The sequence below is a fragment of the Salipiger sp. PrR003 genome (genome assembly GCF_010500785.1).
GTDB classification, from domain to species: Bacteria; Pseudomonadota; Alphaproteobacteria; order Rhodobacterales; family Rhodobacteraceae; genus Salipiger; species Salipiger pacificus_A.
Genome location: NZ_JAAGOV010000050.1, coordinates 1 through 23,503, shown reverse-complemented (window position 1 = coordinate 23,503; position 23,503 = coordinate 1). Strand labels below are relative to the sequence as shown.

The 23,503-nt window shown below is 65.6% G+C and carries 32 protein-coding genes; 26 read left to right on the top strand and 6 right to left on the bottom strand.

Annotation, left to right across the window (positions count from 1 at the left end):
- Positions 1-66 precede the first annotated feature (66 nt).
- The 5 genes from G0D83_RS18685 to G0D83_RS18670 all read right to left on the bottom strand — a co-directional run bounded on the left by G0D83_RS18685 (position 67) and on the right by G0D83_RS18670 (position 1,881).
- Positions 67-471 (bottom strand): hypothetical protein, encoded by a 405-nt coding sequence (locus G0D83_RS18685; RefSeq protein WP_164196283.1) that lies wholly within the window; start codon positions 469-471, stop codon positions 67-69.
- A complete protein-coding gene (locus G0D83_RS32545) occupies positions 471-602 on the bottom strand; it encodes a hypothetical protein (RefSeq protein WP_255455853.1) in 132 nt (43 codons plus the stop codon). The genes G0D83_RS18685 and G0D83_RS32545 overlap by 1 nt, the downstream gene beginning before the upstream one ends.
- Positions 599-844, bottom strand: a complete 246-nt coding sequence (locus G0D83_RS18680) for a hypothetical protein (RefSeq protein ID WP_164196282.1) — start codon at positions 842-844, stop codon at positions 599-601. Before G0D83_RS18680 ends, G0D83_RS32545 begins: the two co-directional genes overlap by 4 nt.
- 54 nt (positions 845-898) lie before the next feature.
- A complete protein-coding gene (locus tag G0D83_RS18675) occupies positions 899-1,246 on the bottom strand; it encodes a hypothetical protein (protein ID WP_164196281.1) in 348 nt (115 codons plus the stop codon).
- 236 nt (positions 1,247-1,482) lie between these two features.
- On the bottom strand, positions 1,483-1,881 hold the full coding sequence (locus tag G0D83_RS18670) for a helix-turn-helix domain-containing protein (RefSeq protein WP_164196280.1): 399 nt from the start codon (positions 1,879-1,881) through the stop codon (positions 1,483-1,485).
- Positions 1,882-2,217: 336 nt separating this feature from the next.
- On the opposite strand from G0D83_RS18670, the gene G0D83_RS18665 reads away from it, so the two are divergent.
- From G0D83_RS18665 to G0D83_RS18635, 7 genes are all read left to right on the top strand, one after another.
- Positions 2,218-2,436, top strand: a complete 219-nt coding sequence (locus tag G0D83_RS18665) for a hypothetical protein (RefSeq protein ID WP_164196279.1) — start codon at positions 2,218-2,220, stop codon at positions 2,434-2,436.
- 170 nt (positions 2,437-2,606) lie between these two features.
- Positions 2,607-2,807, top strand: a complete 201-nt coding sequence (locus G0D83_RS18660; RefSeq protein WP_164196278.1) for a hypothetical protein — start codon at positions 2,607-2,609, stop codon at positions 2,805-2,807.
- A gap of 11 nt (positions 2,808-2,818) precedes the next feature.
- Positions 2,819-3,139 carry a helix-turn-helix domain-containing protein gene (locus tag G0D83_RS18655; protein WP_164196277.1) on the top strand — a complete coding sequence of 107 codons (321 nt, stop codon included), beginning with the start codon at positions 2,819-2,821 and terminating at the stop codon, positions 3,137-3,139.
- Positions 3,136-3,432 (top strand): hypothetical protein, encoded by a 297-nt coding sequence (locus G0D83_RS18650; RefSeq protein ID WP_164196276.1) that lies wholly within the window; start codon positions 3,136-3,138, stop codon positions 3,430-3,432. Before G0D83_RS18655 ends, G0D83_RS18650 begins: the two co-directional genes overlap by 4 nt.
- Positions 3,432-4,064, top strand: a complete 633-nt coding sequence (locus G0D83_RS18645; RefSeq protein WP_164196275.1) for a hypothetical protein — start codon at positions 3,432-3,434, stop codon at positions 4,062-4,064. Before G0D83_RS18650 ends, G0D83_RS18645 begins: the two co-directional genes overlap by 1 nt.
- A gap of 180 nt (positions 4,065-4,244) precedes the next feature.
- Entirely contained in the window at positions 4,245-4,823 is a 579-nt protein-coding gene (locus G0D83_RS18640; RefSeq protein ID WP_164196274.1) for a hypothetical protein, read from the top strand.
- A 27-nt stretch (positions 4,824-4,850) separates the two neighbouring features.
- A complete protein-coding gene (locus tag G0D83_RS18635; RefSeq protein ID WP_164196273.1) occupies positions 4,851-5,489 on the top strand; it encodes a hypothetical protein in 639 nt (212 codons plus the stop codon).
- A gap of 18 nt (positions 5,490-5,507) precedes the next feature.
- Here G0D83_RS18635 and G0D83_RS18630 read toward each other — a convergent pair whose 3' ends face one another.
- On the bottom strand, positions 5,508-5,765 hold the full coding sequence (locus G0D83_RS18630; protein WP_164196272.1) for a hypothetical protein: 258 nt from the start codon (positions 5,763-5,765) through the stop codon (positions 5,508-5,510).
- Between G0D83_RS18630 and G0D83_RS18625 the strand changes: the two genes are divergently transcribed.
- The 19 genes from G0D83_RS18625 to G0D83_RS18540 all read left to right on the top strand — a co-directional run.
- Positions 5,764-6,429, top strand: coding sequence for a PRC-barrel domain-containing protein (locus G0D83_RS18625; RefSeq protein WP_164196271.1), 666 nt, complete (start codon positions 5,764-5,766; stop codon positions 6,427-6,429). The genes G0D83_RS18630 and G0D83_RS18625 overlap by 2 nt on opposite strands.
- Before the next feature lie 662 nt (positions 6,430-7,091).
- Positions 7,092-7,709, top strand: coding sequence for a helix-turn-helix domain-containing protein (locus tag G0D83_RS18620; RefSeq protein WP_164196270.1), 618 nt, complete (start codon positions 7,092-7,094; stop codon positions 7,707-7,709).
- Positions 7,709-9,751 (top strand): phage terminase large subunit family protein, encoded by a 2,043-nt coding sequence (locus tag G0D83_RS18615; protein WP_164196269.1) that lies wholly within the window; start codon positions 7,709-7,711, stop codon positions 9,749-9,751. Before G0D83_RS18620 ends, G0D83_RS18615 begins: the two co-directional genes overlap by 1 nt.
- Positions 9,744-9,959, top strand: coding sequence for a gpW family head-tail joining protein (gpW, locus tag G0D83_RS18610; RefSeq protein WP_370457267.1), 216 nt, complete (start codon positions 9,744-9,746; stop codon positions 9,957-9,959). The genes G0D83_RS18615 and gpW overlap by 8 nt, the downstream gene beginning before the upstream one ends.
- 1 nt (position 9,960) lies before the next feature.
- Positions 9,961-11,565, top strand: coding sequence for a phage portal protein (locus G0D83_RS18605; RefSeq protein ID WP_164196267.1), 1,605 nt, complete (start codon positions 9,961-9,963; stop codon positions 11,563-11,565).
- Positions 11,566-11,569: 4 nt separating this feature from the next.
- Entirely contained in the window at positions 11,570-12,928 is a 1,359-nt protein-coding gene (locus tag G0D83_RS18600) for a S49 family peptidase (RefSeq protein WP_164196266.1), read from the top strand.
- A gap of 60 nt (positions 12,929-12,988) precedes the next feature.
- Entirely contained in the window at positions 12,989-13,354 is a 366-nt protein-coding gene (locus G0D83_RS18595; protein ID WP_164196265.1) for a head decoration protein, read from the top strand.
- 76 nt (positions 13,355-13,430) lie between these two features.
- Positions 13,431-14,468 carry a major capsid protein gene (locus tag G0D83_RS18590; protein ID WP_164196264.1) on the top strand — a complete coding sequence of 346 codons (1,038 nt, stop codon included), beginning with the start codon at positions 13,431-13,433 and terminating at the stop codon, positions 14,466-14,468.
- A gap of 75 nt (positions 14,469-14,543) precedes the next feature.
- Positions 14,544-14,915, top strand: a complete 372-nt coding sequence (locus G0D83_RS18585) for a hypothetical protein (RefSeq protein WP_164196263.1) — start codon at positions 14,544-14,546, stop codon at positions 14,913-14,915.
- 5 nt (positions 14,916-14,920) lie between these two features.
- Positions 14,921-15,229, top strand: a complete 309-nt coding sequence (locus G0D83_RS18580) for a hypothetical protein (RefSeq protein ID WP_164196262.1) — start codon at positions 14,921-14,923, stop codon at positions 15,227-15,229.
- The gene (locus tag G0D83_RS18575) at positions 15,226-15,903 is read left to right on the top strand and encodes a DUF6441 family protein (RefSeq protein WP_164196261.1); all 678 of its coding nucleotides are present in this window, start codon (positions 15,226-15,228) and stop codon (positions 15,901-15,903) included. Before G0D83_RS18580 ends, G0D83_RS18575 begins: the two co-directional genes overlap by 4 nt.
- Complete coding sequence (locus G0D83_RS18570; protein WP_235958135.1) at positions 15,900-16,337, top strand: hypothetical protein; 438 nt, start codon at positions 15,900-15,902, stop codon at positions 16,335-16,337. Before G0D83_RS18575 ends, G0D83_RS18570 begins: the two co-directional genes overlap by 4 nt.
- Before the next feature lie 4 nt (positions 16,338-16,341).
- Positions 16,342-17,313 carry a phage tail tube protein gene (locus tag G0D83_RS18565; protein WP_164196260.1) on the top strand — a complete coding sequence of 324 codons (972 nt, stop codon included), beginning with the start codon at positions 16,342-16,344 and terminating at the stop codon, positions 17,311-17,313.
- Positions 17,313-17,774, top strand: coding sequence for a hypothetical protein (locus G0D83_RS18560; RefSeq protein ID WP_164196259.1), 462 nt, complete (start codon positions 17,313-17,315; stop codon positions 17,772-17,774). The genes G0D83_RS18565 and G0D83_RS18560 overlap by 1 nt, the downstream gene beginning before the upstream one ends.
- A 179-nt stretch (positions 17,775-17,953) precedes the next feature.
- Complete coding sequence (locus G0D83_RS32540) at positions 17,954-18,082, top strand: hypothetical protein (RefSeq protein ID WP_255455852.1); 129 nt, start codon at positions 17,954-17,956, stop codon at positions 18,080-18,082.
- A complete protein-coding gene (locus tag G0D83_RS18555) occupies positions 18,079-22,047 on the top strand; it encodes a phage tail tape measure protein (RefSeq protein ID WP_164196258.1) in 3,969 nt (1,322 codons plus the stop codon). The genes G0D83_RS32540 and G0D83_RS18555 overlap by 4 nt, the downstream gene beginning before the upstream one ends.
- A 2-nt stretch (positions 22,048-22,049) precedes the next feature.
- On the top strand, positions 22,050-22,403 hold the full coding sequence (locus tag G0D83_RS18550) for a hypothetical protein (RefSeq protein ID WP_164196257.1): 354 nt from the start codon (positions 22,050-22,052) through the stop codon (positions 22,401-22,403).
- Positions 22,400-22,870: a DUF1833 family protein gene (locus tag G0D83_RS18545; RefSeq protein WP_164196256.1), complete on the top strand. Its 471-nt coding sequence runs from the start codon at positions 22,400-22,402 to the stop codon at positions 22,868-22,870. The genes G0D83_RS18550 and G0D83_RS18545 overlap by 4 nt, the downstream gene beginning before the upstream one ends.
- A 343-nt stretch (positions 22,871-23,213) precedes the next feature.
- Positions 23,214-23,503, top strand: a 290-nt coding sequence (locus G0D83_RS18540; RefSeq protein WP_164196255.1) for an NlpC/P60 family protein, incomplete at its 3' end; no start/stop codon positions are given.

Sequence of the window (23,503 nt, the reverse complement as noted above, 5' to 3'; positions counted from 1 at the left end):
GTCTTTGGGGGCAGAGACGATCCATGCTGGCTCGCGGCGAGGGGATGTGGGCCTCATGCCCTGCATTCAGTGGGGCAGGCGCCCCGGTTTGGTGTCCTGCGGCGCGATCTCCTCGATCGCGACCAGGATGACGAAAGAAACGCCAAGGGCGCATGCCAGTCGGCGCGCTTCATCACGTGCAGCCTCGATGCGAGGAAACCGGCGCTTTGGCTCAGTCTTCGCGTCAGGGTGTCGAGGCTTGCGGCAGACCATCCAGAACGGATCCTCGATCGGGCTTAGGCGCCTGACCTCTTCTGTCGCGAGCATGTAGCCCCGGCTGGTGGTGTCGATCACGCGGCTGGCGCTCTCGCAGATCGCCGCGCGGTCGTGCTGGTCTTCCGTGCGCAGTTCCCTGGCGAGCTTGTCCAAAGCGTCCCGCGCGATCTTTGAGTTGGCGCGGAAGACATCATCGGGGTTCGGATGATCCCCCATCAGAGAAAGGGCACCACGACCGCGAGGATTCCGACGCAGGCCGCGCCGAGCGCGAAGCCGAGGCCCCAGCACATGCCTCTGAAAAAATCGTCGAGATACCGCTCGCGGTGGCGGATGGCGTTGCTGATCACGTCTGCTCTCCTTCCAGAATGCCGCGCAGCGCGCGGGCCGAATGCGCTTCGCTGGGATCGTCTGTGCGATCCGCGATCACCGCGCAGGCGCGGGTGATCTCGGCGATCCCATGGCAGGCGACATCCGCGACGACTGCGCGGGCCTGTGAGAGACAGAGGGCGTGGTGTCCGTGAGTGGTGGCTTCTGCTCTCGCTGCCTCTCCGCGCTCAGGCGATGGGAGGGAGGATGAACGTGCCTGCATCGGGATGCCGCCTGCCATGGGGTCGCGGGGGTGATGTCGAGCGATGGACGCGGCTCACGCCGCGTCGCCGCCCGGGTGGTGGGGAAGAAACCGGGTCAGGAAGCCTGCGCGCCGAGCATCGTGCTTGGGGCGGGCTTCCTCGACTGCCTTGCTGATCGCAGGGCGCGCCCGCTCGAGGCCGGTTGCGACCTCTCCAAGCGTAGCCTCACCAGCGGAAGCCATCGGGTAATGCGACGGCATCGCTTCCAGGCGCTGCAGGCGCTCGCCGTCAATCGGCGCGCCGCGGAGTTCCTTGGCGGTCAGCCAGAGCTGGTGCGCAGCGGAAGGGAGGGTCTGGGGGAGTTCTGGGTTCGTGAGGCCAGCGGCGATCGCGCTGAACTGCGATTTGGTATGGTCCGGCATAGTAGCGTCTCCATTGATTGATGGAGATCAGATTGCATGACCAATATGGTCACTGTCAATCCGAAAAATGACCACAAAGGTCATTCACATTCGAATCGCTTGCGCCACAGGTTGTGTAGCCGCTTAATTGTTCACGTAATGTTCCGGGGGAGCTTGTTAGTGTATTGGGATGGCAATCCAAGGTTGCTCAGGGCTGCGCTGGCCGCCATCGAGGCTGATGCGTCGGTGGATGAGTGTTATTTCTCGCCGAGGTCTCGCATCTTCGTCGCCAGGTCGAGTGGGAGCTTGTCCCATCTTCCAAGTATCAGAAAATCCAAGGTGACGCCGAATTGCGCGACTAGAAGGGCAGCCGTGGTCTCGTTTATGGCTCGCCGCCCATTCTCGAACCGAGACCAATAGGTGCGTTCGATCCCCAGCAGGTCTGCCATCTCGGCAGGTGAAAGCTCTTGAGACTCCCGAAGTAGGCGGAGGCGGTGCCCGATGCTTTCGGGTCGCATGGCTTCAGCGAGTTCGCGAGGGAGGGGGGTTTTGGGCTGAGTTTTCATCCGGTCACGATCCTCGCTGACCAAATCGGTCTCAATAACCAAGATTGGCGCTGGACAGATGACCGAATTGGTCATAACCATCTTGGTCATGATCCAACGAACCGTCTCTGAAATTCTGGAAGAATGGCCCGACCGGCGCGCGGTCCTGGACGATGCACGCGTTGCTGACTCTGATCTCGCGCTGATTGCGGTTCACCGTTGGGTGAAGCGGCAGAGCATCCCCTCAAAGTACTGGCATGCGCTAATCTTGGGCGCTGCATCCCGGGGAATACCGGTATCCGCCGACGAACTGGCCTTGGCGCATGCACCGAAAGGGAATGCAGCATGAAATTACACCTCGTTGCTTCGAATGAGTCTCCAGCCCAACCTGCCGCGCGGACGCCGCGCCAGTCCCGACCCAAGATTCTGGACCGGTTCGCTGTTCGGGTGACAGCTCCTGAGGTCTGGTGCCGGTTCCTGCACGCCGAATTCCGGAACCCGGAAGAGGTCGCCGCGCATTTCGAGGTGCGGTTCTCCACCGCCTGCAACTGGTGGAACGCCACCAACCGCCCGTCGGCGGACAAGGTTCTGATCGCCATGGTCGAGCACGGCGCGGCCCTGTCGACGGCGCTTGAGGCGGAGATGGGCGAGCGGAGGGCGGCATGACGCCGCCTTGCATCGCAAACGCGGTGTCCGGCCCGCACGTCAATTCAGTCGCTCGGGGGATGCCGTTCTCCGTGCGTGGCGCGAAGCGGGGCCGCGTGCGGCTGAATGCCCCGCGTTTTCCTGTCGGAACTGCCGGGGCTTCGGCCCCGGCCTTCTTCTGAGGAACGCCCATGGCTTATCGCACCCCGACACGTTCCGACGATGAGGCGCTCCTCGCACTCGTCAAAAGCCGGGCCGGCGGCACGTTCAGCGGTGAAATCGCGAAGTCCAGCGGTCTCGCGAGTCACCAGGTTCGAGTCCGCACCAACCGCGTCAGAGAGGCGGATGAAGCGGCTGAGGGAGGGGCGGACCTGTCCGCTGCCTATTGGTGACGGAGATGGCCATGGCAGACATTACGTCAATCGACATTCAGAAGGCCCGCCAGCTGCGGCGGTCCGGCTTGTCGCTCGAGCATGTCGCAGATCGAGCCGGATGCAGTCGGGGGCGCCTATCGCGCGCCCTCAAGCGTGACGGCGATCCACTTCCCAACGGTGTTCGGCCCCGTCTTCGCAATGGCGGCGATGACCGCGCGGTGAAGATGCGGCGATCCGGCGCAAAGCTGGATGACATCGCGACCGCTTTGGGCGTCGGGCGAACCACCGTCTGGCGGATGCTCCATCGGGCCGGAATGACCGGCGGCGCTGCGCGGAGGGCGGGCCAATGACCTTCTCCGCTCGCGCATCCTTCGTGATCGCCGCGACGGCGCTTGCCCTGCACAAGGGCGGCATGACGTTTTGCGGCGGCACCATCATGGCGCTGAGCGATGCGCTCGACGCCTTTCCGCATGTCGCGCCTGGCGATGACGTCGCCCTTGCGCACACCCGCGCCCGCGAGGTGATGGCGGCGCGATTGCACAGCAACGACATCGCGTTCGGCGCGGCGAAATACGCGCTCGAGGTTGAAATGGCGGCCCTGTGGGAGCTGCGCGCTCAGGCGTATTCCAAGGGGAGAGCATGATGAACACCGTGAACCTGACCCGCGTGTCGGACGTCACCGATCTTCCCGAGTACCCCGTTCCGGCCGGCGAGCGCTTGGAGACCCACAGCTACTTCAAGCTCCATCACACATCCTTTCTCGAGAGCGACTTCTTCAAGGCTTGCAAAGAGATCGAAGACTGGGAGGTCATCGGCCTCGCGCTCGCGCTCTGGTCCAAGTGTCAACTGCAGGACCCGGTTGGCACAATCCCCGCCGAGCCGCAGCGGCAAGCGTGGATGATGGACATCCCTCTAGCGCGATGGGAAGGCTACCTGCGCCGGAAGATCAGCCCGCTCCACGGCTGGACGCGGTGCCGGATCATCGGCACGGGGGAAATCCGGCTGATGAACCGCTTTGTCACGGGCGTGGCGCTCGACGCGCTCAAGTGGAAGCACAAGGATCAGGATCGCAAGTCGGCCGATCAGGAGCGCCAGGCGCTCAGCCGCCTGCGCAAGAGCGTCGAGGATATTGGCTCCAAGAACCTGGCCTCGAACCCACGCTACATCGTGATGCTGCACCGCTGGCTTCTCGATACCTACCCGCACGGCAACCGCACCGCCGTGCGCATCCTCGAGGGTATGGAGCACCTTGGGACCACCGATTACCGCAGATGAAGAAACAACCGGTTTTGTCACGTGTGACAGAACTGTTCAGAAGCGTGACAGAACTTCGGACATTCTGTCGGCTCTAAGAGAGGAGAAGAGACAGAAATGAAAAGAGATTTCCGCTCGGACCTCAAACCGACCGCTGACGCCTGTGGATAACTCAGGATTTGCTGAGAGAAGGGGATGGCCATGACGGAAGAGCAGACCACCACCGAAACGAAGAGGGGCAGGGTGAGGCGCCTGCTGATCGAGCCGCTGACCGAGCATGGCTTCCGCAAGCCGGGGAATGTGAAGCTCAATGCGCACGACGCCTTCTTGGTGAAGCTCGCCGACGCGCTGACCTACATGACGGATGAGCAACTCGGGACGCTGCGCGACATGCTGCGGTACCGTGGCGAGGGGAAGGCCCGGGATGCTTGGCCGTCGATGGCGACGATCTGCGTGGTTGCCGATGCCGTCGCGCCGCGCCCGATCGAAGAGCACCCGACAATCCTCAGCTGGTTTCGGTCAGCCCGCGGGCCGCAAGCGCTGCTCGAGGGCGTGCTGGTTGCGGAGTTCCGGTTTCTGGAAAAGCGCAAACGCCCGCCGATCAACGACGGCGAGCGCCGTGCAATCCGCGTGAAGGCTGAAGAATGGAACCGTCAGGTCGAGCTTGTGCGCGATCGGTTGCGCAGGGGCATGGCTCGGGACGGCGATGAGAAGTGGCTGCGCTGGTACGAAGGCATGGAGCGTCGGGCGATGGCGCTGCTGCCGCAAGCGCAAAATTAAGAACTGCCGGAAAAGGGCGAGAGCAGGATGAAGATCTATAGCAAGGGCGCGCGGCGCCGAGCGAAGAAAGAACTGGCCGGGATGCCTGGGTTAGCGCCGGTCAAGAGGCGCGAGCCGAATGGTCGAGCCAAGAGAATGGTAGATGATCGAGACCCGTCGGCTGCGCTGCTGGCCGTGCGCTGCCGTCAAAACGGCCTGACGCACCACGCCGCCGGGCGACGTGAAGCTCGAGCGCCCTGGTATGGCTGCGCTGCCGGACGAGCTATGGCAGCAGCAGTGAGCGATCACGATGAACGCGCCAGGCTCTGGGATGCCATCCAGCATATGCGGCGCGTGCAGGTCGCACATGACCGGGCAATTGGGGCACCGGCTCGTCACGCCAAGTGTCTACGCTTGCTCACCCCCATCGAGGCGATGTCAGCTGATGCCGAGACGCCGCCGATCGACGAGCGCACCGACGAAGAGAAGCAGCGGGCTGCGACTTCGGCCATTATGCGGCTTGAGGGCTGGCTCGGGTATACCGACAAGGCAGCGCGCTCCGAGGCGCTCAGGGTGGTCATCGACGACTACGAGGCGCGTGATATCGTCGGCCTGCTGTCTGCGCTTCTGTGCGTCGTCGACGGAATGGCAGGGCGGCGGACGATGGTGTGGCGCGGGAGGGGTTGACGGCCTCTGCGCTTCTGGTCATTTTGGCATCATCGAGAGTTTCCGCGCCCGGAGGAGAAATCCCTCCGGGCGCGATGCTTTCTGGATACCGACAGGCGCGATGAACGCTCGATGACAGAGCTGGTTCCGGATCGCGGCGCATGGCGCGATTGTGGGCAGGGTTTCGCCGCCAGAAGCCGGATAATGCAGTGGAATTCCGCTTGGGATCGACGAGGTCCGGAACGTCGACGCCTGCTTCAGGGTTCTTGCCGTATACCCAAGAAGGATGAAGACCATGAAAAAGTATCTGTACATCTCCGTGTTTGCGCTTCCCTTCGCCGCCGGTCCTCTCTGGGCTCAGGAGACGACTTTGGCGCCGACCGACCAAGCGCCCGCAGAACAGATGGAAAGCGAGGCACCGGATAGCGGCGCTGACATGTCTACCGACGCGCCCGCCGCCGAGGATCCCGCAGAAGCGCCCGCCGAGCAGGCCGAGCAGACGGACGGCACCGCGACCATGGACGACGCGACGGATGATGCCGCTGCACCTGTGGCGACCTCCGATGCAGTCGTTTCACAGCAGGATAGTGCCGAGATGCTCGGTGACTGGCTGCTCAGCACCAGCGTGACGTCGCCGGATGGTGAAACCATCGGCAGCATCAAGGACTTCATCATCACCGAGGATGGTCAGATCACGGCAGTTATCCTCGGCGTGGGTGGCTTCCTTGGCATGGGTGAGAAAGACATCGCAGTCGATTACAGCGAACTGGACATCCAATATGATGGTGATGCCATTCAGCTGGCGATGACGCGCGAAGAGGCTGATGCCGCTCCCGAATACCAGTATCGCGACAAGCAGACGCCCCCGCCGGCGACCGGCGATGCTATGGGCGCCACTGGGACCGAGATGAACAACGGGACCGAAGGCACGGGTATGGGCACCACCGCCCCGACCGAGTAACGACGAAAGCCGCATAGAGCAGTAGCTAGCCGCAGTCGCTACGCTTCCGGCCATCTTGGTATCATCGAAAGTTTTTGCGCCCGGGGGAGAATTCCGCCCGGGCGTTTTCGTTTAGAAGCTCGTGATGCTGAGAACAGTATTGGAATTCGGGATGGTAAATGTTCCATCCTGGTGGGCGGCGATAGGGCGTCCATTCCCCAAGACGTAGCGTTGATGCTCTCCGTCGGATTGCTTGAACACGGTGACCGTCGCGCCAATCTCGGATTGGCACTCCATGATTTGGATGTTTGTCCATTCTGTCGACATTGCTCACTCCACTGGTGCTGCCCTGCGAAAAGATCGACTGCTCGAGGTTGTGAGTGTTTTGCGGCACTGGCCGTTCATGTTCCGATGCTGGCAGATTCTAACCCGAGCTGACAACGCCTGATTGCATCTCGGAGTCGGAATGGCTGGTTCTCGCGCCTGTGGGTGTGCGACTACGCTGCGGTTGGCCGATCTGCGGGCTTACAAGCCACTACTAGCCGAAATCCATGGGTCCCTCCTGGAAACCGCCCGTATACGGGGCGGCTAAGGGCATGGGTTTTGCCTCTCTAAACAACTGAAAAAGCCTAAACTCCTAACTAAACCAAGGGGATGAAGCTAAACGACTTGGGAGGTCGCAGATGAATACGACCGAACTTGCGAAAGAACTTGGCCTCTCGAAGGGGCGCATCAGCCAGTACGTGTCAGAGGGCAAGCTCGACGGGTGTTTCACCGGCGCCGGGCGGGCGCGGCGGTTCAACGTCGACAGGGTCCGCGCGGTCCTCGAGCAGAGGCTGGACCCCGGCCAGATGCTCGGCAACGGCGCCGAGACGAAGCGCCGGCTGCGAGATGGTGAAGCTGCACCGGGTGCGCCCGAAGCGAGCGCGCCGACACCGAGGCAGGATGGGCAGCTGCCCCGGAATGATCCGGACCGCTACGAGCTCGCGCGGATCCAGAAGGTCGAGGAAGAGGCGCGGCGTTTGCGCCGGCAGAACATGCTTGAAGAGGGAAGCGTGGTTCTGGCGGAGAAAGCCGCACGCGAAGCAACGCGCGCTCTGTCGCGCGAGCTGGCACAGGTCGAAGACTTCCTGCGCCGCGCTGCTCGAGCGATCGCCGACGAGCTCGGTGTCGATTTCAAGGAAGCGCGGAAACTCGTGATCGATCTCTGGCGCGAGCACCGGGGCGCGCGGGCCGAGGCCATGGCTGAAGAGGCCACAGCTGCCACGATGGACGGCGAAGAGGACGAGGTCGATTTCTGATGGGATTTCTTGCGTCGGCGCGACATGTGGTCTGCTCGGCCATGGCCGCGGCGATGGCGCCGCCGCCGCCCCCTGACATCACCCGCTGGTGCACCGAGAACATCGAGTTTGACGAGCGCTCGCCGATCTCGGGTCTGTTCGACATCGCGCGCTTCGAGTTCCTGCGCGAGATTCACCAGGTGCTCTCGCCGGAGCACCCGAGCCGGGAAGTGACCATCCGGGGCTCGGCGCAGTGGGGCAAGACGGTCTCGATCATTCAGCCGACGCTCGGCGCCTGGCATGAGTACACGCCGCTCGACTCGCTGATCGTGCACCCGACCGGCAGCGCGGCGAGCGAGTGGGTCAACAACAAATGGATGCCGATGCGCCGCCAGGCGCCGGGGCTGATCCGGGTCTTCGGAGCAGGGCGCGGCGAGAACCGCGACAACATCTTCAACCAGGAGACACTGGATCGGAACGGCTCACTGAAGGTCGCCTCGTCCGGATCGCCCGCCGACCTGACCGGAACCAGCCGCCGCCTCGTGATCATGGATGACCTCTCGAAATTCGAGAGCTCGGACAAGGGCGATCCGGAAAAGCTGGCCGAGAGCCGCGCCTCGGGCTTCGATGATGCCAAGATCCTCCGCGTCTCCACGGCGATGATCAAGGGGACGTGCCGGATCAGCGAGGCCTTCGAGCGGAGCGATCAGCGGCTCTTCCACGTGCCGTGCCCGAGCTGCGGCTTCGAGCAGCCTTTGACCTGGGAGAACTTCAGGGCGAGCCTCGAGCCTGAGCGTCTGCATGCTGCGCACTTTACCTGCGAGAGGTGCCGGGAACCGATCCGTCACGGGTCGAAGGAAAAGATTGTCCGCCTCGGCAAGTGGGTGCGCCACAACCGCGGCGGGGATCATCCGGGCTTTCACCTCTGGCGCGCCTATGCACCGCAGCGGGACTGGGCCTCGATCGCGGTCGAATACGCGCAGATGATGGGCTGGACCCGGCTCGAGGCGGGACGCTCGAAAGCCGCCGAAGGGCAGGGGAGCGACGCGGCGCCTGGTAAGGCGGCAACCGCCAAGCCGATCAAGGCCGCGGTCGAGCAGGTGTTCTTCAACGATGTGCTCGGCCTGCCCTATGAGCAGGCGACCGATGCGCCGGACTGGGAGACCCTGCGCGACCGGACCGAGCATGCCGAGCCCGGCGCGGTGCTCGAGCTCGGCGTTCTGCCCGCAACGGGTTTCATCTTCTCGGCGGGTGTCGACTGCCAGGATGACCGCCTCGAAGTGCACTTGGTGGCCTTCGGTGCGAACCGGAGGCGCTGGGTCATCGACTACAAGGTGATCCCGCACCACATCGGCGACGAGGCCGGTCGGGACGCGCTGAACGCGCTGCTGCGCCAGGAGTGGCGCACCGAGCTGGGGCTGCGGGTGCCGCTCGACATCCTCGCGATCGACGGCGGCGCCTATACCGACGACGTGTGGAGCTGGGCGAAGCGCCATCCCTGGGGCCGGGTGATCATCGTCAAGGGCGGCTCCACCGAGAACGGCCCGCTGATGGCGCTCCAGAAGTTCGATCGGCGCAGGGACGGCAAGGTGAAGAAGGCGCAGAAGCGCGCCTTCAATCTCAACGTCTCGTCTCTGAAAGCGGGACTCTATGCGCACCTGCGCAAGGAAGACCCCGAAGAGCGCGGCTTCATCCAGTTCGCCCGGGCGCTTGGCGACGAATACTACCGGATGATCACCGCCGAGAACCGCGTGCTGAGCCGGAACAAGCAAGGCGTGATGACCAGCCGCTGGGTCCTGGTCGAGCCGACGCGCCGCAATGAAGCGCTCGACACGATGAACTACGCCGAGGCCGGCGCGCTCCGGAAGGGCTGGGCTGCGATGACCGACGATCAGTGGGATGCCTTGACCGCCGAGCGCTCGGCCCCAGCGCCGGACAAACAGCCGGACCTTTTCGATGCATCTCTGCCGCTCCTCGCGGGCGCGCAACCGAAACCCAAGAGCAAGCCGGCCCGCAAGGCCACGCGGCTCGCCGATCTTCTGAGGGAGCAAAATGGTGGATAACGAAACCCTCACGAAACGTCTGGCCGAGGCCGAGGAAGCGCTGCACCAGCTGCGGATCGGCGGTCAGGCCGTGGTTGTCGGCTACGACGGGCACCGCACCGAATACACTCCGGCCAATGCGGCGGAGCTGCACCGCTACATCTCCTCGCTGCGCCGCCAGCTTGGCCTGGCGCGCGGTGGCCTCGCGTCTCGCCCGGTGAGGTTCTAACATGGCGGTGCGTTCGCTGACCGAGGTCCCGCGCATTCCCCGTAAGCGCGGCGCGCTCCGCGATGCCGGGTTCGGCGGCTCCACCCCCTATGTCGCGGCCGACACTGGCATCGACACGCTTGCCGGATTCCTGCCCTCCAACCGCGCCGTCGACGCCGAGGTGCTGCCCGGGCGCGATCGCATCACCGCGCGCAGCCGCGATCTCGGTCGCAACAATGGCTGGGCCGCCGGTGCGATCGCCAAGGAGGTGGATGGCGTCATCGGCGCAAACTTCCGGCCGCTCCTGAAGCCGGACTGGCGCGCCCTCGGGCTCGATGCGGACTGGGCGCAGGAGTTCAAGGAAACCATCGAGGCGCGCTGGCGGACCTACGCGGATGACCCGCGCAAGTTCTGCGACACCACGCGCAGCCAGACCATGCCGCTGCTCTTCGGCATGGCCTATCGCACCTATCTCGTCGAGGGCGAGGCGATTGCCCTGGTCAACTGGCGGGCCCGGCGGCCGTTCAAGACGACCATGCGCGTCGTTGATCCCGATTTGCTGAGCAATCCGAACGGGGCATCGGACGAAGCGCGGTTGCGCGGCGGCGTCGAGATCACCCGCGACGGCGTCGCGCGGGCCTACCATTTCCGGCAAGGTCACTACGCGACCAGCTGGGCGGATGGGTCGGACGCGATGACCTGGAAGCGGATCGGGCGCGAGTCCGCGACAGGCCGCCCCCAGGTGATCCACTTCTTCGACAAGACCCGTGACGGCCAGACCAGAGGCATCAGCCGCCTCGCGCCGATCGTCGAGCGGCTGCGCATGGAGGACCACTACAGCCGGGTCGAGCTGCAGGCGGCGGTGATCAACGCGGTGCTCGCGGCCTTCATCAAGAGCCCGATGGGCCCGGAGTCGATCAAAGACATGTTCGACGACGAGGAGGGCATGCAGTCGCTGATCAATTACCAGAGTGGACGCAACGAATTCTACGGCAGCTCGGGCGGGGTGAAGATCGGCGGCGCGCGGATCAGCACGCTCTATCCCAACGACGAGATCGGCATGGTGCCGACCGCCCGGCCGGCTGCGCAGTTCGCCGATTTCGAGGCGGCGGTGCTCCGGCACATCGCGTCGGGCATGGGGATCAGCTACGAGCAACTCGCCTCGGACTGGTCGAAGACGAATTACTCGAGCGCCCGGGCGGCGATGATCGAGATCTGGCGAGGCTGGACCGCGCGCCGCACCGCCTTCGCTCAAGGCTTCTGCCAGCCGTTCTTCATGGCCTGGCTCGAAGAGCAGATCATGGATGGTCATGTGCGCCTGCCACGCGGCGCGCCTGACTTCTACGCCTTCTGGCCGGCTTATGCCCGCGCCAAGTGGATCGGACCCGGCAAAGGGTTCGTCGATCCGGTCAAGGAAGCGCAGGCCGCGGCGATGCGCGTGTCGCTGGGGCTCTCGACACTCGAGGAAGAGGCGGCCGAGCTCACCGGGACCGACTACGCCGACAATATGGAGCAAATCGCGCGCGAGGTCTCGGCCATGCCCAAGGGCACGCTGCACCCGGCGCAGGAAAGCTTCGCGAAGCTGCTGGGCCCGACCATCGGCCCGAGCTTGAGCCCCGAGGACTGACATCATGCATCATCCGCAAATCGCGCAGCGTGTGTTTCACACGCCGCTTCTGGCTGCGCCGACGAAAGCCGCGGCCTTCATCATGGGGCTCGGCCCACGCCTGGTGGGCGCCGAGGTTGAGGTGGTGGGCGCCGAAGCGTCGCCCGAGGCCTTTCGCCGGGCGCGCGCGTCCCTCCTCGACGAGCGCCTCGAGGAGGGGATGCGCAGCGGCCGGCTCGGTGCCTACCGGGTCCGCGACGGGATTGCTGTGATCCCGGTGACCGGCGCGCTGATCCACCGGGGCGGATGGATCGGCAACAGCTCCGGGCAGACGTCTTACGAGGGGCTCGCGGCGCAAATCGAGATGGCGGCGAGTGACGGCATGGTGCGCGGCGTGGCGCTCGAGATCGACAGCCACGGCGGCGAGGTCGCGGGGTGCTTTTCGCTTGCGGACCAAATCCGCGAGCTGCGCGAGAAAAAGCCGGTCTGGGCCTTCATCAGCGATCACGCCTTCTCGGCCGCCTATGCCATCGCCTCGCAGGCAACCCGGATCGTGATGCCGCGCACCGGCGGGGCAGGCTCGATCGGCGTCATCTGCATGCATGCCGACAAAAGCGCTTTGCTCGAGCAGATGGGCGTGCAGGTGACGGTGATCTCGGCTGGGGCGCACAAGGCTGATGGCAACCCCTATGCCCCGCTTCCAGAGAGCGTGCGGGCGGACTTGCAGGCAGAAATGGAGCAACTGCGCTCGATTTTCGCCGAGACGGTTGGCGCCGGCCGCGGCGCCAAGCTCACCGCCGAGGCGGCACTAGCCACAGAAGCCCGCTGCCTGATCGGCGCTGACGCGGTCGAGGCGGGCCTCGCCGACGAGATCGCCAACCCGCGCGAGGCCTTCGAGGCTTTCGCTGACGACCTCTACGGCCGCAGACCCGCGCGGCCTTCCACCAGTGCAGAAGGAAAGAGCCTGATGACCGACAAGACCAATCCGACTCCCGCCCCCAACGCGGACGCGCCGACCCCGGCGCCTTCGGCCGACGTGCCGACCACGCGTGCGCCGGCCGCGACCATGCCTGCCCCGGCCGCCCCGGCCGCGACCGCCCCGGTGCCCCCCGCCGCGAGCGAGGACCCCAAGGCGCGCATCCAGGCGATCCTGACCTCGCCTGAGGCAGAGGGCCGCGAAGACCTCGCCAAGAGCTTCGCCTTCAACAGCGACATCCCCTCGGCCGAGGCGATCGCGCATCTCTCCGCCTCGCCGAAAGCCGGCGCGCAGCAGTCTCTCTCGGCCTCGATCGACGCCGAGGCCACCGACCTTGATGCTCCGGCACCCGGCGCTTCGGCCGCCGAGCCCTCGATGAAGGATCGCATGGCAGCCCGCTTCAACTGATCCGGCGCGGGGGCTTTCTCCGCGCTTTTTCTTTGACCTCTGGCAGAAAGGAAGACCCCGATGCCTCCCCTTACTGAAGGCCGCACCGCCGGCGATTTCGTCCAATACGATGAGGCGCAGTATTCCCGCGATGTCGCGGTGATCGGCGCCGGCGCCGACCTCGAGCCCGGCACCGTGCTCGGCAAGGTCACCGCCACCGGCAAATACGTGCGCTGCGCCTCCGGTGCCGCAGACGGCTCCGAAACCCCCGTTGCCGTGCTGCGCACAGAGGCCAAGGCCGCGTCGGCCGATGTCAACGCGGTGATCCAGGCGCGGCACACCCGCGTGCGCCGCTTTGGGCTCATCTTCGATAACAGCTTTGCAGATGAGGCGGCCCGCGACGGTGCCTGCGAGGCACTGAAATCGGTCGGCATCGTCGCCGGCTAATCCACATCGCGCCGCGTTCGCCCGGCGCTGATCCCTCCCGCGCCAGCGCGCGCTATTCCACGAAAGGAGAGCCACGATGGCTCATATCGATATTTTCAAGGGCGATGCCTTCCGCGCTATGGCGCTCGGCGAGGCGATCCGCGTTGTCCCGAACCAGTGGGGCCTGATCGGCAGCCTGGGGCTGTTCGTCGCCAAATCGATCCGGGGCACCAAGTTTTCGGTCGAGATGAAAAACGGCGTCATCCAGCTGGTTAACTCTTCCGAGCGCAGCACTGCGCTGCCCGGCGCAGATCGCGGCAAGCGCAAGATGGTCGATTTCCGCACCGAGCGGTTCGGCCTCAAGTCGCGCATTACCGCCGACGACATCGACAACATTCGCGCCTTTGGCTCGGAAACCGAGCTCAAGCAGGCGCAGGACGAGGTGATGGAGCGCCAGATCGAGCTGCGCGGCTCGCTCGACATCACCCGCGAGTATCACCGCGCCTGCGCCCTGCAGGGCAAAGTTCTGGACGCGGACGGCTCCGAACTGATCGATCTTTTCGACAAGTTCGAAGTCACCCGCAAATCGGTCGATTTCACCCTCGGAACCGGCACCACCGATCTCGCCGCGAAGTGCAAAGAGGTGACGCGCCATGTCCGCACCAACCTCAAGGGCGACGTGATGTCGGGCGTGATGGCACTCATTCATCCCGAGTTCACCGACAAGCTCATGGCGCATGCCGATTTCAAAGAGCGCTACAAGTATTTCCAGAACACCAACGGCGGCGACCCGCTGCGCGATGATGTCTCGGATGGCTTCGATTTCGGCGGCATCCGCTGGAAAGAGTACCTCGGCGAGGGTGAAGTGCCGCAGGAGGATGGCACCACTATCTCGCGCAACTTCATCCCTGCGGGTGAGGCGACGATCTTCCCGGTGGGCACGCGCCAGACCTTCCGCACCTTCAACGGCTCGCCCGATTATGTCGGCATGGCGAACACCCCCGGCCAGGATTTCTATTCGGCCGTGTTCCCCGATCGCCAGGAAGATCGCTACGTGGATGTCGAGGCGATGATGCAGAACGCGCAGATCTGCACCCGCCCCGCGACCTTGGTGCGCGGTCACACCTCGAACTGATCGGCTGAGTTGATCGGATAAACCGGCGCCGGCGCAACCCGCGCCGGTGCCTTCCCTTCCTTCGGAGAGAGACCCATGGCCAAGAAGACCAAGGCGCGCGATCTGGTGCGCGTCAAGATGACCGGCGATCACACCTACAAGCTCGATGCCAGCTCCAAGCGCACGCTGCCGGCCGGCTGGTCGGGCCCCGTGCCAGCCGCCGTCGCCGATGAGATCGAGAAAGAGAAAAAGGGTGCGCGCGTCGGCGCCGATGCCGCGGATAAGACCGAAACTGACGCCGTGAAGAAGGCTGCGGCCAAGGCGGCAGCCCCGGCAAAGCCTGCGGCCGCCAAGACCAATCCCGCCACGGCGGGCGCCACCGATCCGGCCCCGGCCTCGAGCGGTGCAAATGAGGTCAGCGCGGCCAGCACCGGCGCCAGCGCGGCCGATACCGGCGCCGCGGACTGAGCGCGATGGCCCCGTTTCTTCGCAGCGTCGAGGAGACCTTCCGGTGTCACGGGATCGAGGCTGTCCTCGATCCCGAGGGCGTGGCACGCCCGGTGCGGCTGCTTCCGGCGCGGCCGGATGAGATCGCTGATTTTCGCAGCCTGCAGGTGCAGTCGGAGGCTGGCATGTTCGAGATCCTCGCCTCCGATTTCGAGGGCTTCTCCAAGGGGACGATCCTCGGCATCGGGTCCGAGCTACGCAAGGTGCAGCACGTCCGGACGCGGGACCCGCGGCGCTACAAGGTGCTGCTGAACACCGTGGAGCAGCCTGCATGAAGGAGCGGATCAGCGTTGCCCTGACCGGCAACCTCGAGGAGTTCATGGAAGAGGAACTCGATCTCGCCGAGCGCGCGATCACCGCCGGGGTCCGTTCGGCCGGGGCGCGGGCCAAGCGGCTCCTGCGCCAGGACGTGCTGGCGGGCGGGCTTGGTCCGCGCCTTGCGCGGTCGTGGCGTCAGAAGGACTATCCACGCGGTCAGGCTTCGCTGGCGGCCGCCTCGATCATCTACACCAAGGCTCCCGAATTGCTGCGTGTGTTCGATGAGGGCGCAACGATCCGCTCGGCCGACGGCTTTTACCTCGCGATCCCGACCCCGGATGCCCCCAAGCTCGGCGAGGGGCGCAAGCGGCTCACGCCGTCGAACTTTCCCGAGCACCGCTTCGGGCCGCTGCGCTTTGTCTATCGCGAGCACGGCGCCTCACTGCTGGTGGTCGACAACCAGCGCCAGCGCCAGGGCAAGCGGGGCGGCTACGCGCTCTCGAAGAGCAAGCGCGCGCTGAAGACTGGGCACGGGCTGATGACCGTGCCGATGTTCTTCCTGGTGCCGCGCGTTCGACTGAAACGCCGGCTCAACATCGACAAGAACCTGCATCTCGCCATGCGCAGCCTTGCCGAAGACATCGACACGGCGTTCCGCACGCTGCGTCGCCGCAAGAGAAGGCGCAAATGATGCCAAGCACCCATGAAACCGCGATCGCCGCGTTGGTCGCAGCTCTGGCCCCGCATCCCGCGCGGGTGCTGCGCGAGGCGGAGCTGCCGCATGCCTGTCCGGCCGAGGGCCTGATCAATGTCCAGCCGGCCGATCCGGACGAGGGCGAGCAGCATCTCGGCACCGGGACGCGCGAGTTCGAGCGCGACATCGAACTCGAGTGCGTCGTGCAGGGATCGGACGCCGAGGAGCGCGACGCGGGCCTCGATGCCTTGATGCAGGGCGTGGTGGCGCTGCTGCTTGCCGACCGCTCGCTTGGCGGCGCGGTGACTTACCTGCGGGTTAATGCCCCGCAGGGAACTGACGTGGTGCCCATGGATGGCGCGGAGAGCCTGAAAGGCGCCGTGCTGCCGGTGACGATCTACTACGAAACCCCCGACAACCCGATGGAGTGATCCCATGACCTTTGCGCGTGGAAACGAGGCGCGGCTGCTGTCGCGCCAACAGGCGAGTTTTGGCACCGCCGAGGCGGCGGCCGATGGTGCGTTCCGGCTGATGCCCTTCTATTCCTACAACGTCTCGCCCACCGGCGAGCTCGCAAACGACGAAGCCGCCTACGGCGACTCGATGCCGGGCGATGTGGTCGCGGGGCTCGAGAACCTCACGGGCTCCATGACGGTGCCAATGGGGCTGAACTCGATCGGCTGGCACCTGCAGCAGCTCTTCGGCGATCCGGTGACCACCGGGACCGAAGATTACAGCCACGTCTTCGACGTGCCGCGCCAGCAGGTGATCCGCCTCATGACGCACGGGATTTCGCACACCGGCATCAATCAGCATTTCGTGCAGGACAGCCTGGCGATGACCGGGCTCGAGCTCTCGGGGCAGAAGAACGGCCAGCGCCAGCGGGTCACCTTCAATCTTGCCGGTCGCCAGGAGGTGGGCAAGCCTACCACGCTCGACGCGACGCCCGTGCAATATGCGCCTGATCCTGTGCCGGTCGGTTTCCAGGCGGCGCTGCTGATGGATGGCGCGGTCGCCGGGGCAGTGACCCAGGCGGCGCTGACGCTGAACAGCGGAATCGAGCCGGACCAAGAGGCGCTCAACGGTCTGCCCACTGCGGCCGCCATGCAGTCCGGCTTCTGGGAACTCTCTGGCACGCTCGGCGCCCGCTTCCAGGATCGCGTGATCTACGATCTCGCCAATACCGGCGAGTCCTTCTCGCTGGGCTTCAAGTGGGAGATCAGCGCGACCCGCTCGCTCGAGATCGTCTGTCCGAACGTTCGGCTCGAGCGCACAGGCGTGCCGGTAGAGGGGCGCGGTATCCTGTCGTCGTCGTTCAACTGGCGGGCCAATCGGCCTGCGGACGGTGCCGAGCTGATGACCATCACGCTCAAGAACAGCACCGCCAGCTACGCCAACCCGGCCTGATGGTCCTGCGTCTTCACCGGCGCGGCTCCGAGCCGCGCGAGATCGACCTCGGCTACGGCGTCACGGTCTCCTGCAAGCCCTTCGGCTACGCGGACTATCGCGAGGCCGAGGCGGCCGCGCTGCGGCTTGCCCGGCAGAACCTGCCTGAGGAGCTGCAACTCGAGGCCGAGATCCACGATGAGGAGAATCTCAGACCGGAACACGACGAAGCCCTCCGGGGCCTCGCCGCGCGATACGTGGTCAAGCTGCTTCTCCTGCGGTTCGGGGTGGGCTGGGCCGGGGTCGAGCTCGAGGACGGCAGCGCCGCTCCGATGATCTCGGAAACGCTCGACGAGTTCATGCGACTCTTCCCCGGTGTCTCCGCCACGCTGCACGGCGAGCTGCTGGCGCCCTGGATCGCATTGGAGATGGAGGGAAACGTCTCCGCGCCCTCGCCAGATACCGCCACAGCGGAGGGCTGAGCCATTGCGCCGGCTGCCGGGACGCTCCCGGCTTCGCCTGCGCAAGGTTCGGCGGCGAGGGCGCATGCCCCGAAGACACCCATCTGCCACGCTCGATCGAGGGCCGGGCCATCGCCTCGGCCGGGCTCGAGCTCTTCCACCAGCGGCGGATCGGTCCCGGCGGCTACGCCGGGCTCGACATGCCCGCCTGCCTCGCGCTGCTGAAGGCGCGCGGCGTTCCCGAAGATATTGCAGCGCTGCTCTTGCCGCGCTGGGAAGCCGGGCTTCTCGAGGCCGCGGCGCTGCAGCGTGAGGACAAGAGCGAATGAGCCGAACGGAACGCCAGTATTCGATCCGCTTCTCGGCGGCTGGCAAGCAGCAGCTCGAGGCGGACCTGCGCGCGCTCGGCGCCAGTGGCGAGCGCAGCCTGCGCCTCATCCAGGGCGCTGCGCGCCCGGCCGGGGCAGGGCTGCGCGAAACCGATCTCGCTGCGCGGCAGCTCAAGGGATCGCTGGGCTCGGTCGCAGCCGAGCTCCCATCCCTGCAGCGCCTGGCCCGCTACATGGGCACAACTGCGATCGCCGGTGGGCTTGTAGCCTTCGGCAAGGGCGCGCTCGATGTTGGGCGGCAGTTCCAGGCGATGATGCAGCGCGTCCAGGCGGCAACGGCGGCGACCGAGCAGGAGGCTGCCAGCCTCGAGGCGGCGGCCAAGCGGCTCGGCGGCACGACCGCCTTCACCGCGATGCAGGCGGCCGAGGCGATCGAAGTGCTGGCGAAGAACGGCGTTGCGGTCTCGAGCATCCTCGATGGCGCGCTCGATGCCTCGCTCGCCTTGGCCAGCGCGCTCGGCGCGGAGCTCGCCCCGTCGGCCGACCTGGTGACCGACCTCATGGCGCAGTTCAGCCTCGAGGCGGCTGCGCTTCCCGACGTGGTCGATCGCGTCACCGGGGCGGCCTTTACCTCTAAGTTCGGCTTCGACGATCTGCGCCTCGCGATCGGCCAGGCCGGCGGCGTGGCCGGCACGGCCGGCGTCGAGCTCACGGATTTCCTGACGTCGCTCTCCGCCACGGCCTCGAACTTCTCTTCCGGTCAGGACGCCGGGACATCGTTCAAGACCTTCGTTCAGCGCCTGACGCCCGAGAGCAAACAGGCCGCGGCGGCGATGCAGGAACTTGGCCTCGAGTTCTTCGATGCGCGCGGCAAGATGAAAACCATGGCGGAGATCGCCGGGGAACTGCAGGAGGGTCTTGCCGGTCTGTCGGATGAAGCGCGCAATGAAGCGCTCAAGACGATCTTCGGGACCGATGCCATCCGGACTGCGACGGCGCTCGCAAAAACCGGCGCCGAGGGATTCCGCGAGCTTGCTTCCGCGATCTCTGAGGTGTCGGCCGAGGAGCAGGCAGCAGTCAGGTTGCGCGGTCTCGACGGCGCGCTGAAAGAACTGGCCTCGGCCTGGGAAGCCCTGCAGCTGCAATCTGCGCAGAGCGGTGGGCTCGAGATCGCCGAGGAAGCCGTGCGCCGCCTGACCGATGCACTGCGCTTTCTCACAGAGAACTTCGACGAGGTGCAGGAAGTTGTGGAGCGGGTCGCGCAGGCGCTCACGGTCTACCTGGTCGGCAAGGGCATGACGCTGGCGATCGCAAAAGGCGTCGCAATGCACGCAGCGCTGATCGAGATTGCCGGGGCCACGGCAGGCGTCGGCACCGCGGCAAGCCGCGCTGTCGGGCCGCTGACCCGCCTTGGCATGGCCGGGCGCCTGCTCATGGGCACGCTGGGCGGACCGTTGTCGCTGGCGCTGACGGCCGCTTCGCTGATTTCGCTGGGCATCGACACCGACACCGCGGCCGACGCGATTGGTCGCGCCGAGACCTCGGCGCAGAAGGCCGCGGATGCGCTGCTGGCCTACCAGGACGCCAGCAAGCGCGCGGCCGACGAGCAGGCGAACCTTGGCGGCAAGGTCAGCGAGACGACCCAGCAGATGCTGACCCAGTCGCGGGCCGCGCTGGTGCAGGCGGTGGCGGATATAGGCCGCGAGCTGCAGGACGCACAGAAGGCCATGGGCGATTCGCTGCTCGACGGCGACGGCTTCGACGACTTTGCTGCGCGCTACCGCATGCTCTTTCGCACCAACCTGCAGACCGGCAAGCCCGATCCTGGCATGCCGACCAACCGTTACCTCACTCAGCTTGCGCGCATGGCGGAGCAGGCGGGCGATCTCGAGATCTCCGCTGGAGAGTTCGCGACCGCCTTCGAGCGGGTGCAAGCGGTGGGCCCCGCAATCGAACAGGCCTCGACCGCGATGGCCGATCTGCTTGGATCAGGCGGCCCGATCCGTGGCAGCGAGACCCTGTCGGCGGTCACCGAGCTTGCCGAGCGGACGGGTCTCTTCGGGGAGGAACTCGCGGCGCTCTCCAACGCCAGCAGCGAAGCCGATCTCCGCCGGGCTTTCGAGGCGCTGCTGCGGGCAATGAACGAGGCGGTGATCGCTGGCAAGCAGGTGCGCTCCGAGCAGCTCGAAGGGTTCCGCGAGAACGTCGCTGGGCTGGTCGAGGTTGAAACGAAGCAAAAGGAACTGACCGAGCAGCTCGGCGAGATCGAAGGTTTGCAGCAGAGCCTCGCCGCGCAGCGGCCCTTTGACGAGACCGCCGAGAGCGCACGTGACGCCGCCGAGGAGGTCGATCGTCTGAAGCGGGCAGGGGAGGCCTACCTGCAGTATCAGGAAAGCCGCTCTCAGGCAGCGATCCTCGCCGGCCGATCCGGTGTGGCCGCCGCCAAAGAGCTGATCCGTGACAAGGAAGACTTTCGGCCGGACGCCTATCCCGATTGGTCCTACAAGAACGGCAAGCGCTACAACAGCGGCTGGCGCGCGGGCTACGGGTCGGACACCTACACCACGCCGGATGGCAAGGCGCATCGGGTCGCCGAGGGCATGACGATCACCCGCGCCCAAGCCGAGCTCGATCTTGATCGGCGGATCTGGGACTACTTTGATGCCATCACCGCGCAGATCGGCGAAACCGCATTCGCCGCGCTGTCGGACGATCAGAAGGGCAGCCTTGCCTCGCTGCTGCACAACTACGGCACGGGCGAATTCCGTGCGGGCGGAGATCTCGGCGGCGTTGTCTCGGCGCTTCGCGGCGGCAACTCGCAAGGCGTCGCCGATGCGATTGGCGGGCTCGCCGGGCACAACAACGGCATCAACGAAAAGCGCCGCCTCGAGGAAGCCGCGGCATTTGGCAACACCAGCTCGGCAGAGGCCGCGCTCGCGCGCGCCGATGCCCTGCAGAAGGTCATCGCGGCAGGCAGCGAACAGCTCGATCAACTGCAGCTCGAGGCGGAGTTGGCCGGCCGCAGCGTCGAGGCGCAGGCGCGGCTCACCTTCCAATATGAGTCGGTGCGCCGCGCGAAAGAGGCTGGGATAAACCCCGAGACCGCCCTGGCTGAGGATGGGCGGAAACTGATCGACGTGATCAATGAGCAGGCCGAGGCCTACGGAAAGCTGGTGGCGGCGCGGGATGCGGCTGACAAGCGCGACGAAGAAACCGGTGATACCGATGAAGATCGCGCCGCTCGGCTTGAACGCTATCGCAATGAGATGTCGCGGCTCGTCGAAAACCTCAAGCCCGGTAGGGAAGGGTGGAGAGGCTTTGTCGACGACTTCGGTGACTACCTGCTCGACAAGCTCTGGCAGATCGCTTGGGACCCCGTCTGGCAGCAACTCGCCCTGCTCATGGAAGGTGTGTTCGGGCCATGTGGCACGCTCTCGTTCTCCGGCTCTGGCGCGACCTCCGGCTATTCCGGCAGTGCCGGCGCAATGGTCTCGGGTGGGCTTTACTCTACGGGCGGACCGCTGCCGCGCCGCGCGGGGGGTGGCGGCTTCCAGAGCGTTCCGCGTGCGGTCGGCATGCTGCGAGGCCCCGGCAGCAAGAAGCAGGACAACCTGCTGTTCTGGGGCTCGCGGGGCGAGTTCATGCAGCCCGCCGCGTCGGTGGATTACTACGGGCTTGAGTTCATGGAAGCGCTGCGCAGGCGAGAGGTGCCGAAGTTTGCCGAAGGTGGGGCGCTGCCCGGCGCGTCCACGGGCGGCGGCGCCTGGCGCGAGACGGCCCCGAAGGTCGAAATCCCCGTCCACATCGAGACGCTGCCGGGGACAGGCGCCGAAGTGCAGGCCAGTCCCGCAGGTATCAATGTTCGCATGGTCGAGAATGCGGTTGGCGGCTACCTGCGCAGCGAGCGCGGGCAAAACATGATGAACCAAACCTTCGGCCTGAAGGGCCGACCGAGAGGAGCATGAGCATGCCCAACTGGCCAGCAGACTTGCCGTTTTTCTCCGCTCGGAGCGGCTACCAACTCAGTGGCCCGACTGGGCACATCCTGCGCTACAAGCCGGATGTCGGCCCGCCGCAGCGCCGCCTGCGCACCAGCGCCGCCCGGCGACCGTTCTCGGGAAAAATCGGGTATCTCACCGTCGCGCAGCTTGCGCAGTTCGAGGAGTTTTACCGGACCGCCCTCGGAAACGGTGTGCTCTCATTCTCGGCAACTGATCCCGTTACCGGCAAGCCGCACACTTATTGCTTTGCGGGCGAGTACAAGATCACGCCGAACAAGCTCGGTGTGAGTGTCGCCGCCGAGTTGGAGATTCTGCCATGAGGCAGGTCAGCGAACGCCTCCTCGCCGCGGTGTATGCCGACGCCAGCGCTGCTGTCCTGGTGCCGCTCGTGCAGCTTTCGCATCCTGACTGGGGCGATCCCGTGCGCTTCGTTCGAAACGACGAGCCGGTGGCACATGCCGGCGAGGAATACCTGCCGTTTCCGTTCGAGATCACTCTTCCGGATGATGAAGACGAAGGCTTCCCGGTGCTCAAGTGGACCGCGTCGAACGTTTCGCGCGAGATCATCGGCCAGTTCCGGGCAATCACCGGCGAGGTGCTGGGCCGGGTGGTCTACGTGCTAACCTCGCATCCCGAAATCGTCGAGGTCGGGCCGTTCGAGGTCGAGATCACCGGCATTGAATATGACGCCCTTACCATCAGCGGCGTGATGACAATCGAGCCGATCCTGCAAGAGCAGTTTGGCTATCTGGAGATGACGCCTGGCACGACGCCGGCGCTGTTCTGACCACAGGAGAAAATCAAATGCTCAGAAACCTGCGGGCCTTCGCGGCGCGCGGCTTGCGCCGTGCTGGCCGAAAGGCAGAGATGAAGGGCGGCCAAGACGCTGATTTCGGAGATGTGCCCTACGTCATCGGTCGCCACGCGGTGGCGAGCGGAACTGGTAGCAGCGCTGCCGCCTCTGCAGGGTCATGCCCATGCCGGGACGCAGCATGCGTGGTGCATGGTTGTCGCGCGCGGCGTGAGGGAGGCGAGCTCCGGGAGCTGGTCTTCCTCCTTCAGGACGAAGTTGGCTGCCTGAAAGCTCAGGTGTCCTTGCTGAACTCGCGGATGCCTCGATAGCTTTTGCGATGTGGACCGATGCTTGGATCGGCCTGCCTTACGCGGTGCGGGGGCGGGGCCCGACCGCTTTTGACTGCCTCGGGCTCTTCATTGCCCTGCACCTCGCCCGGCGCGGCGTGGTCATCCCTGATCCCGCCTGCACGATGACCGAGGCGCTGCGGCGCGGCGCCGTGGATGAGCTTCGCCCGCGGTTCCGGCGGGTCGAGGATGCCGAAGAGGGGGATGCCCTGCTCTTCATGATGGCGGGGCGCCCGCTGCACCTGGGCTATGCCCTCAACACGACAGATATGCTCCACAC

What these genes read in the sequence shown, in the direction of transcription:
- G0D83_RS18575 (WP_164196261.1), top strand. Translation starts at nt 15,226, where the DNA reads ATGAAGGAGCGGATCAGCGTTGCCCTGACCGGCAACCTCGAGGAGTTC.
- G0D83_RS18630 (WP_164196272.1), bottom strand. Translation starts at nt 5,765, where the DNA reads ATGGTCTTCATCCTTCTTGGGTATACGGCAAGAACCCTGAAGCAGGCG.
- G0D83_RS18615 (WP_164196269.1), top strand. Translation starts at nt 7,709, where the DNA reads ATGGGATTTCTTGCGTCGGCGCGACATGTGGTCTGCTCGGCCATGGCC.
- G0D83_RS18640 (WP_164196274.1), top strand. Translation starts at nt 4,245, where the DNA reads ATGACGGAAGAGCAGACCACCACCGAAACGAAGAGGGGCAGGGTGAGG.
- G0D83_RS18580 (WP_164196262.1), top strand. Translation starts at nt 14,921, where the DNA reads ATGGCCCCGTTTCTTCGCAGCGTCGAGGAGACCTTCCGGTGTCACGGG.
- G0D83_RS18585 (WP_164196263.1), top strand. Translation starts at nt 14,544, where the DNA reads ATGGCCAAGAAGACCAAGGCGCGCGATCTGGTGCGCGTCAAGATGACC.
- G0D83_RS18655 (WP_164196277.1), top strand. Translation starts at nt 2,819, where the DNA reads ATGGCAGACATTACGTCAATCGACATTCAGAAGGCCCGCCAGCTGCGG.
- G0D83_RS18660 (WP_164196278.1), top strand. Translation starts at nt 2,607, where the DNA reads ATGGCTTATCGCACCCCGACACGTTCCGACGATGAGGCGCTCCTCGCA.
- G0D83_RS18605 (WP_164196267.1), top strand. Translation starts at nt 9,961, where the DNA reads ATGGCGGTGCGTTCGCTGACCGAGGTCCCGCGCATTCCCCGTAAGCGC.
- G0D83_RS18550 (WP_164196257.1), top strand. Translation starts at nt 22,050, where the DNA reads ATGCCCAACTGGCCAGCAGACTTGCCGTTTTTCTCCGCTCGGAGCGGC.
- G0D83_RS18680 (WP_164196282.1), bottom strand. Translation starts at nt 844, where the DNA reads ATGCAGGCACGTTCATCCTCCCTCCCATCGCCTGAGCGCGGAGAGGCA.
- G0D83_RS18565 (WP_164196260.1), top strand. Translation starts at nt 16,342, where the DNA reads ATGACCTTTGCGCGTGGAAACGAGGCGCGGCTGCTGTCGCGCCAACAG.
- G0D83_RS18620 (WP_164196270.1), top strand. Translation starts at nt 7,092, where the DNA reads ATGAATACGACCGAACTTGCGAAAGAACTTGGCCTCTCGAAGGGGCGC.
- G0D83_RS18670 (WP_164196280.1), bottom strand. Translation starts at nt 1,881, where the DNA reads ATGACCAAGATGGTTATGACCAATTCGGTCATCTGTCCAGCGCCAATC.
- G0D83_RS32540 (WP_255455852.1), top strand. Translation starts at nt 17,954, where the DNA reads ATGCCCGCCTGCCTCGCGCTGCTGAAGGCGCGCGGCGTTCCCGAAGAT.
- G0D83_RS18545 (WP_164196256.1), top strand. Translation starts at nt 22,400, where the DNA reads ATGAGGCAGGTCAGCGAACGCCTCCTCGCCGCGGTGTATGCCGACGCC.
- G0D83_RS18590 (WP_164196264.1), top strand. Translation starts at nt 13,431, where the DNA reads ATGGCTCATATCGATATTTTCAAGGGCGATGCCTTCCGCGCTATGGCG.
- G0D83_RS18685 (WP_164196283.1), bottom strand. Translation starts at nt 471, where the DNA reads ATGGGGGATCATCCGAACCCCGATGATGTCTTCCGCGCCAACTCAAAG.
- G0D83_RS18625 (WP_164196271.1), top strand. Translation starts at nt 5,764, where the DNA reads ATGAAAAAGTATCTGTACATCTCCGTGTTTGCGCTTCCCTTCGCCGCC.
- G0D83_RS18560 (WP_164196259.1), top strand. Translation starts at nt 17,313, where the DNA reads ATGGTCCTGCGTCTTCACCGGCGCGGCTCCGAGCCGCGCGAGATCGAC.
- G0D83_RS18675 (WP_164196281.1), bottom strand. Translation starts at nt 1,246, where the DNA reads ATGCCGGACCATACCAAATCGCAGTTCAGCGCGATCGCCGCTGGCCTC.
- G0D83_RS18595 (WP_164196265.1), top strand. Translation starts at nt 12,989, where the DNA reads ATGCCTCCCCTTACTGAAGGCCGCACCGCCGGCGATTTCGTCCAATAC.
- G0D83_RS18570 (WP_235958135.1), top strand. Translation starts at nt 15,900, where the DNA reads ATGATGCCAAGCACCCATGAAACCGCGATCGCCGCGTTGGTCGCAGCT.
- G0D83_RS18635 (WP_164196273.1), top strand. Translation starts at nt 4,851, where the DNA reads ATGAAGATCTATAGCAAGGGCGCGCGGCGCCGAGCGAAGAAAGAACTG.
- G0D83_RS18600 (WP_164196266.1), top strand. Translation starts at nt 11,570, where the DNA reads ATGCATCATCCGCAAATCGCGCAGCGTGTGTTTCACACGCCGCTTCTG.
- G0D83_RS18645 (WP_164196275.1), top strand. Translation starts at nt 3,432, where the DNA reads ATGAACACCGTGAACCTGACCCGCGTGTCGGACGTCACCGATCTTCCC.
- G0D83_RS18650 (WP_164196276.1), top strand. Translation starts at nt 3,136, where the DNA reads ATGACCTTCTCCGCTCGCGCATCCTTCGTGATCGCCGCGACGGCGCTT.
- G0D83_RS18555 (WP_164196258.1), top strand. Translation starts at nt 18,079, where the DNA reads ATGAGCCGAACGGAACGCCAGTATTCGATCCGCTTCTCGGCGGCTGGC.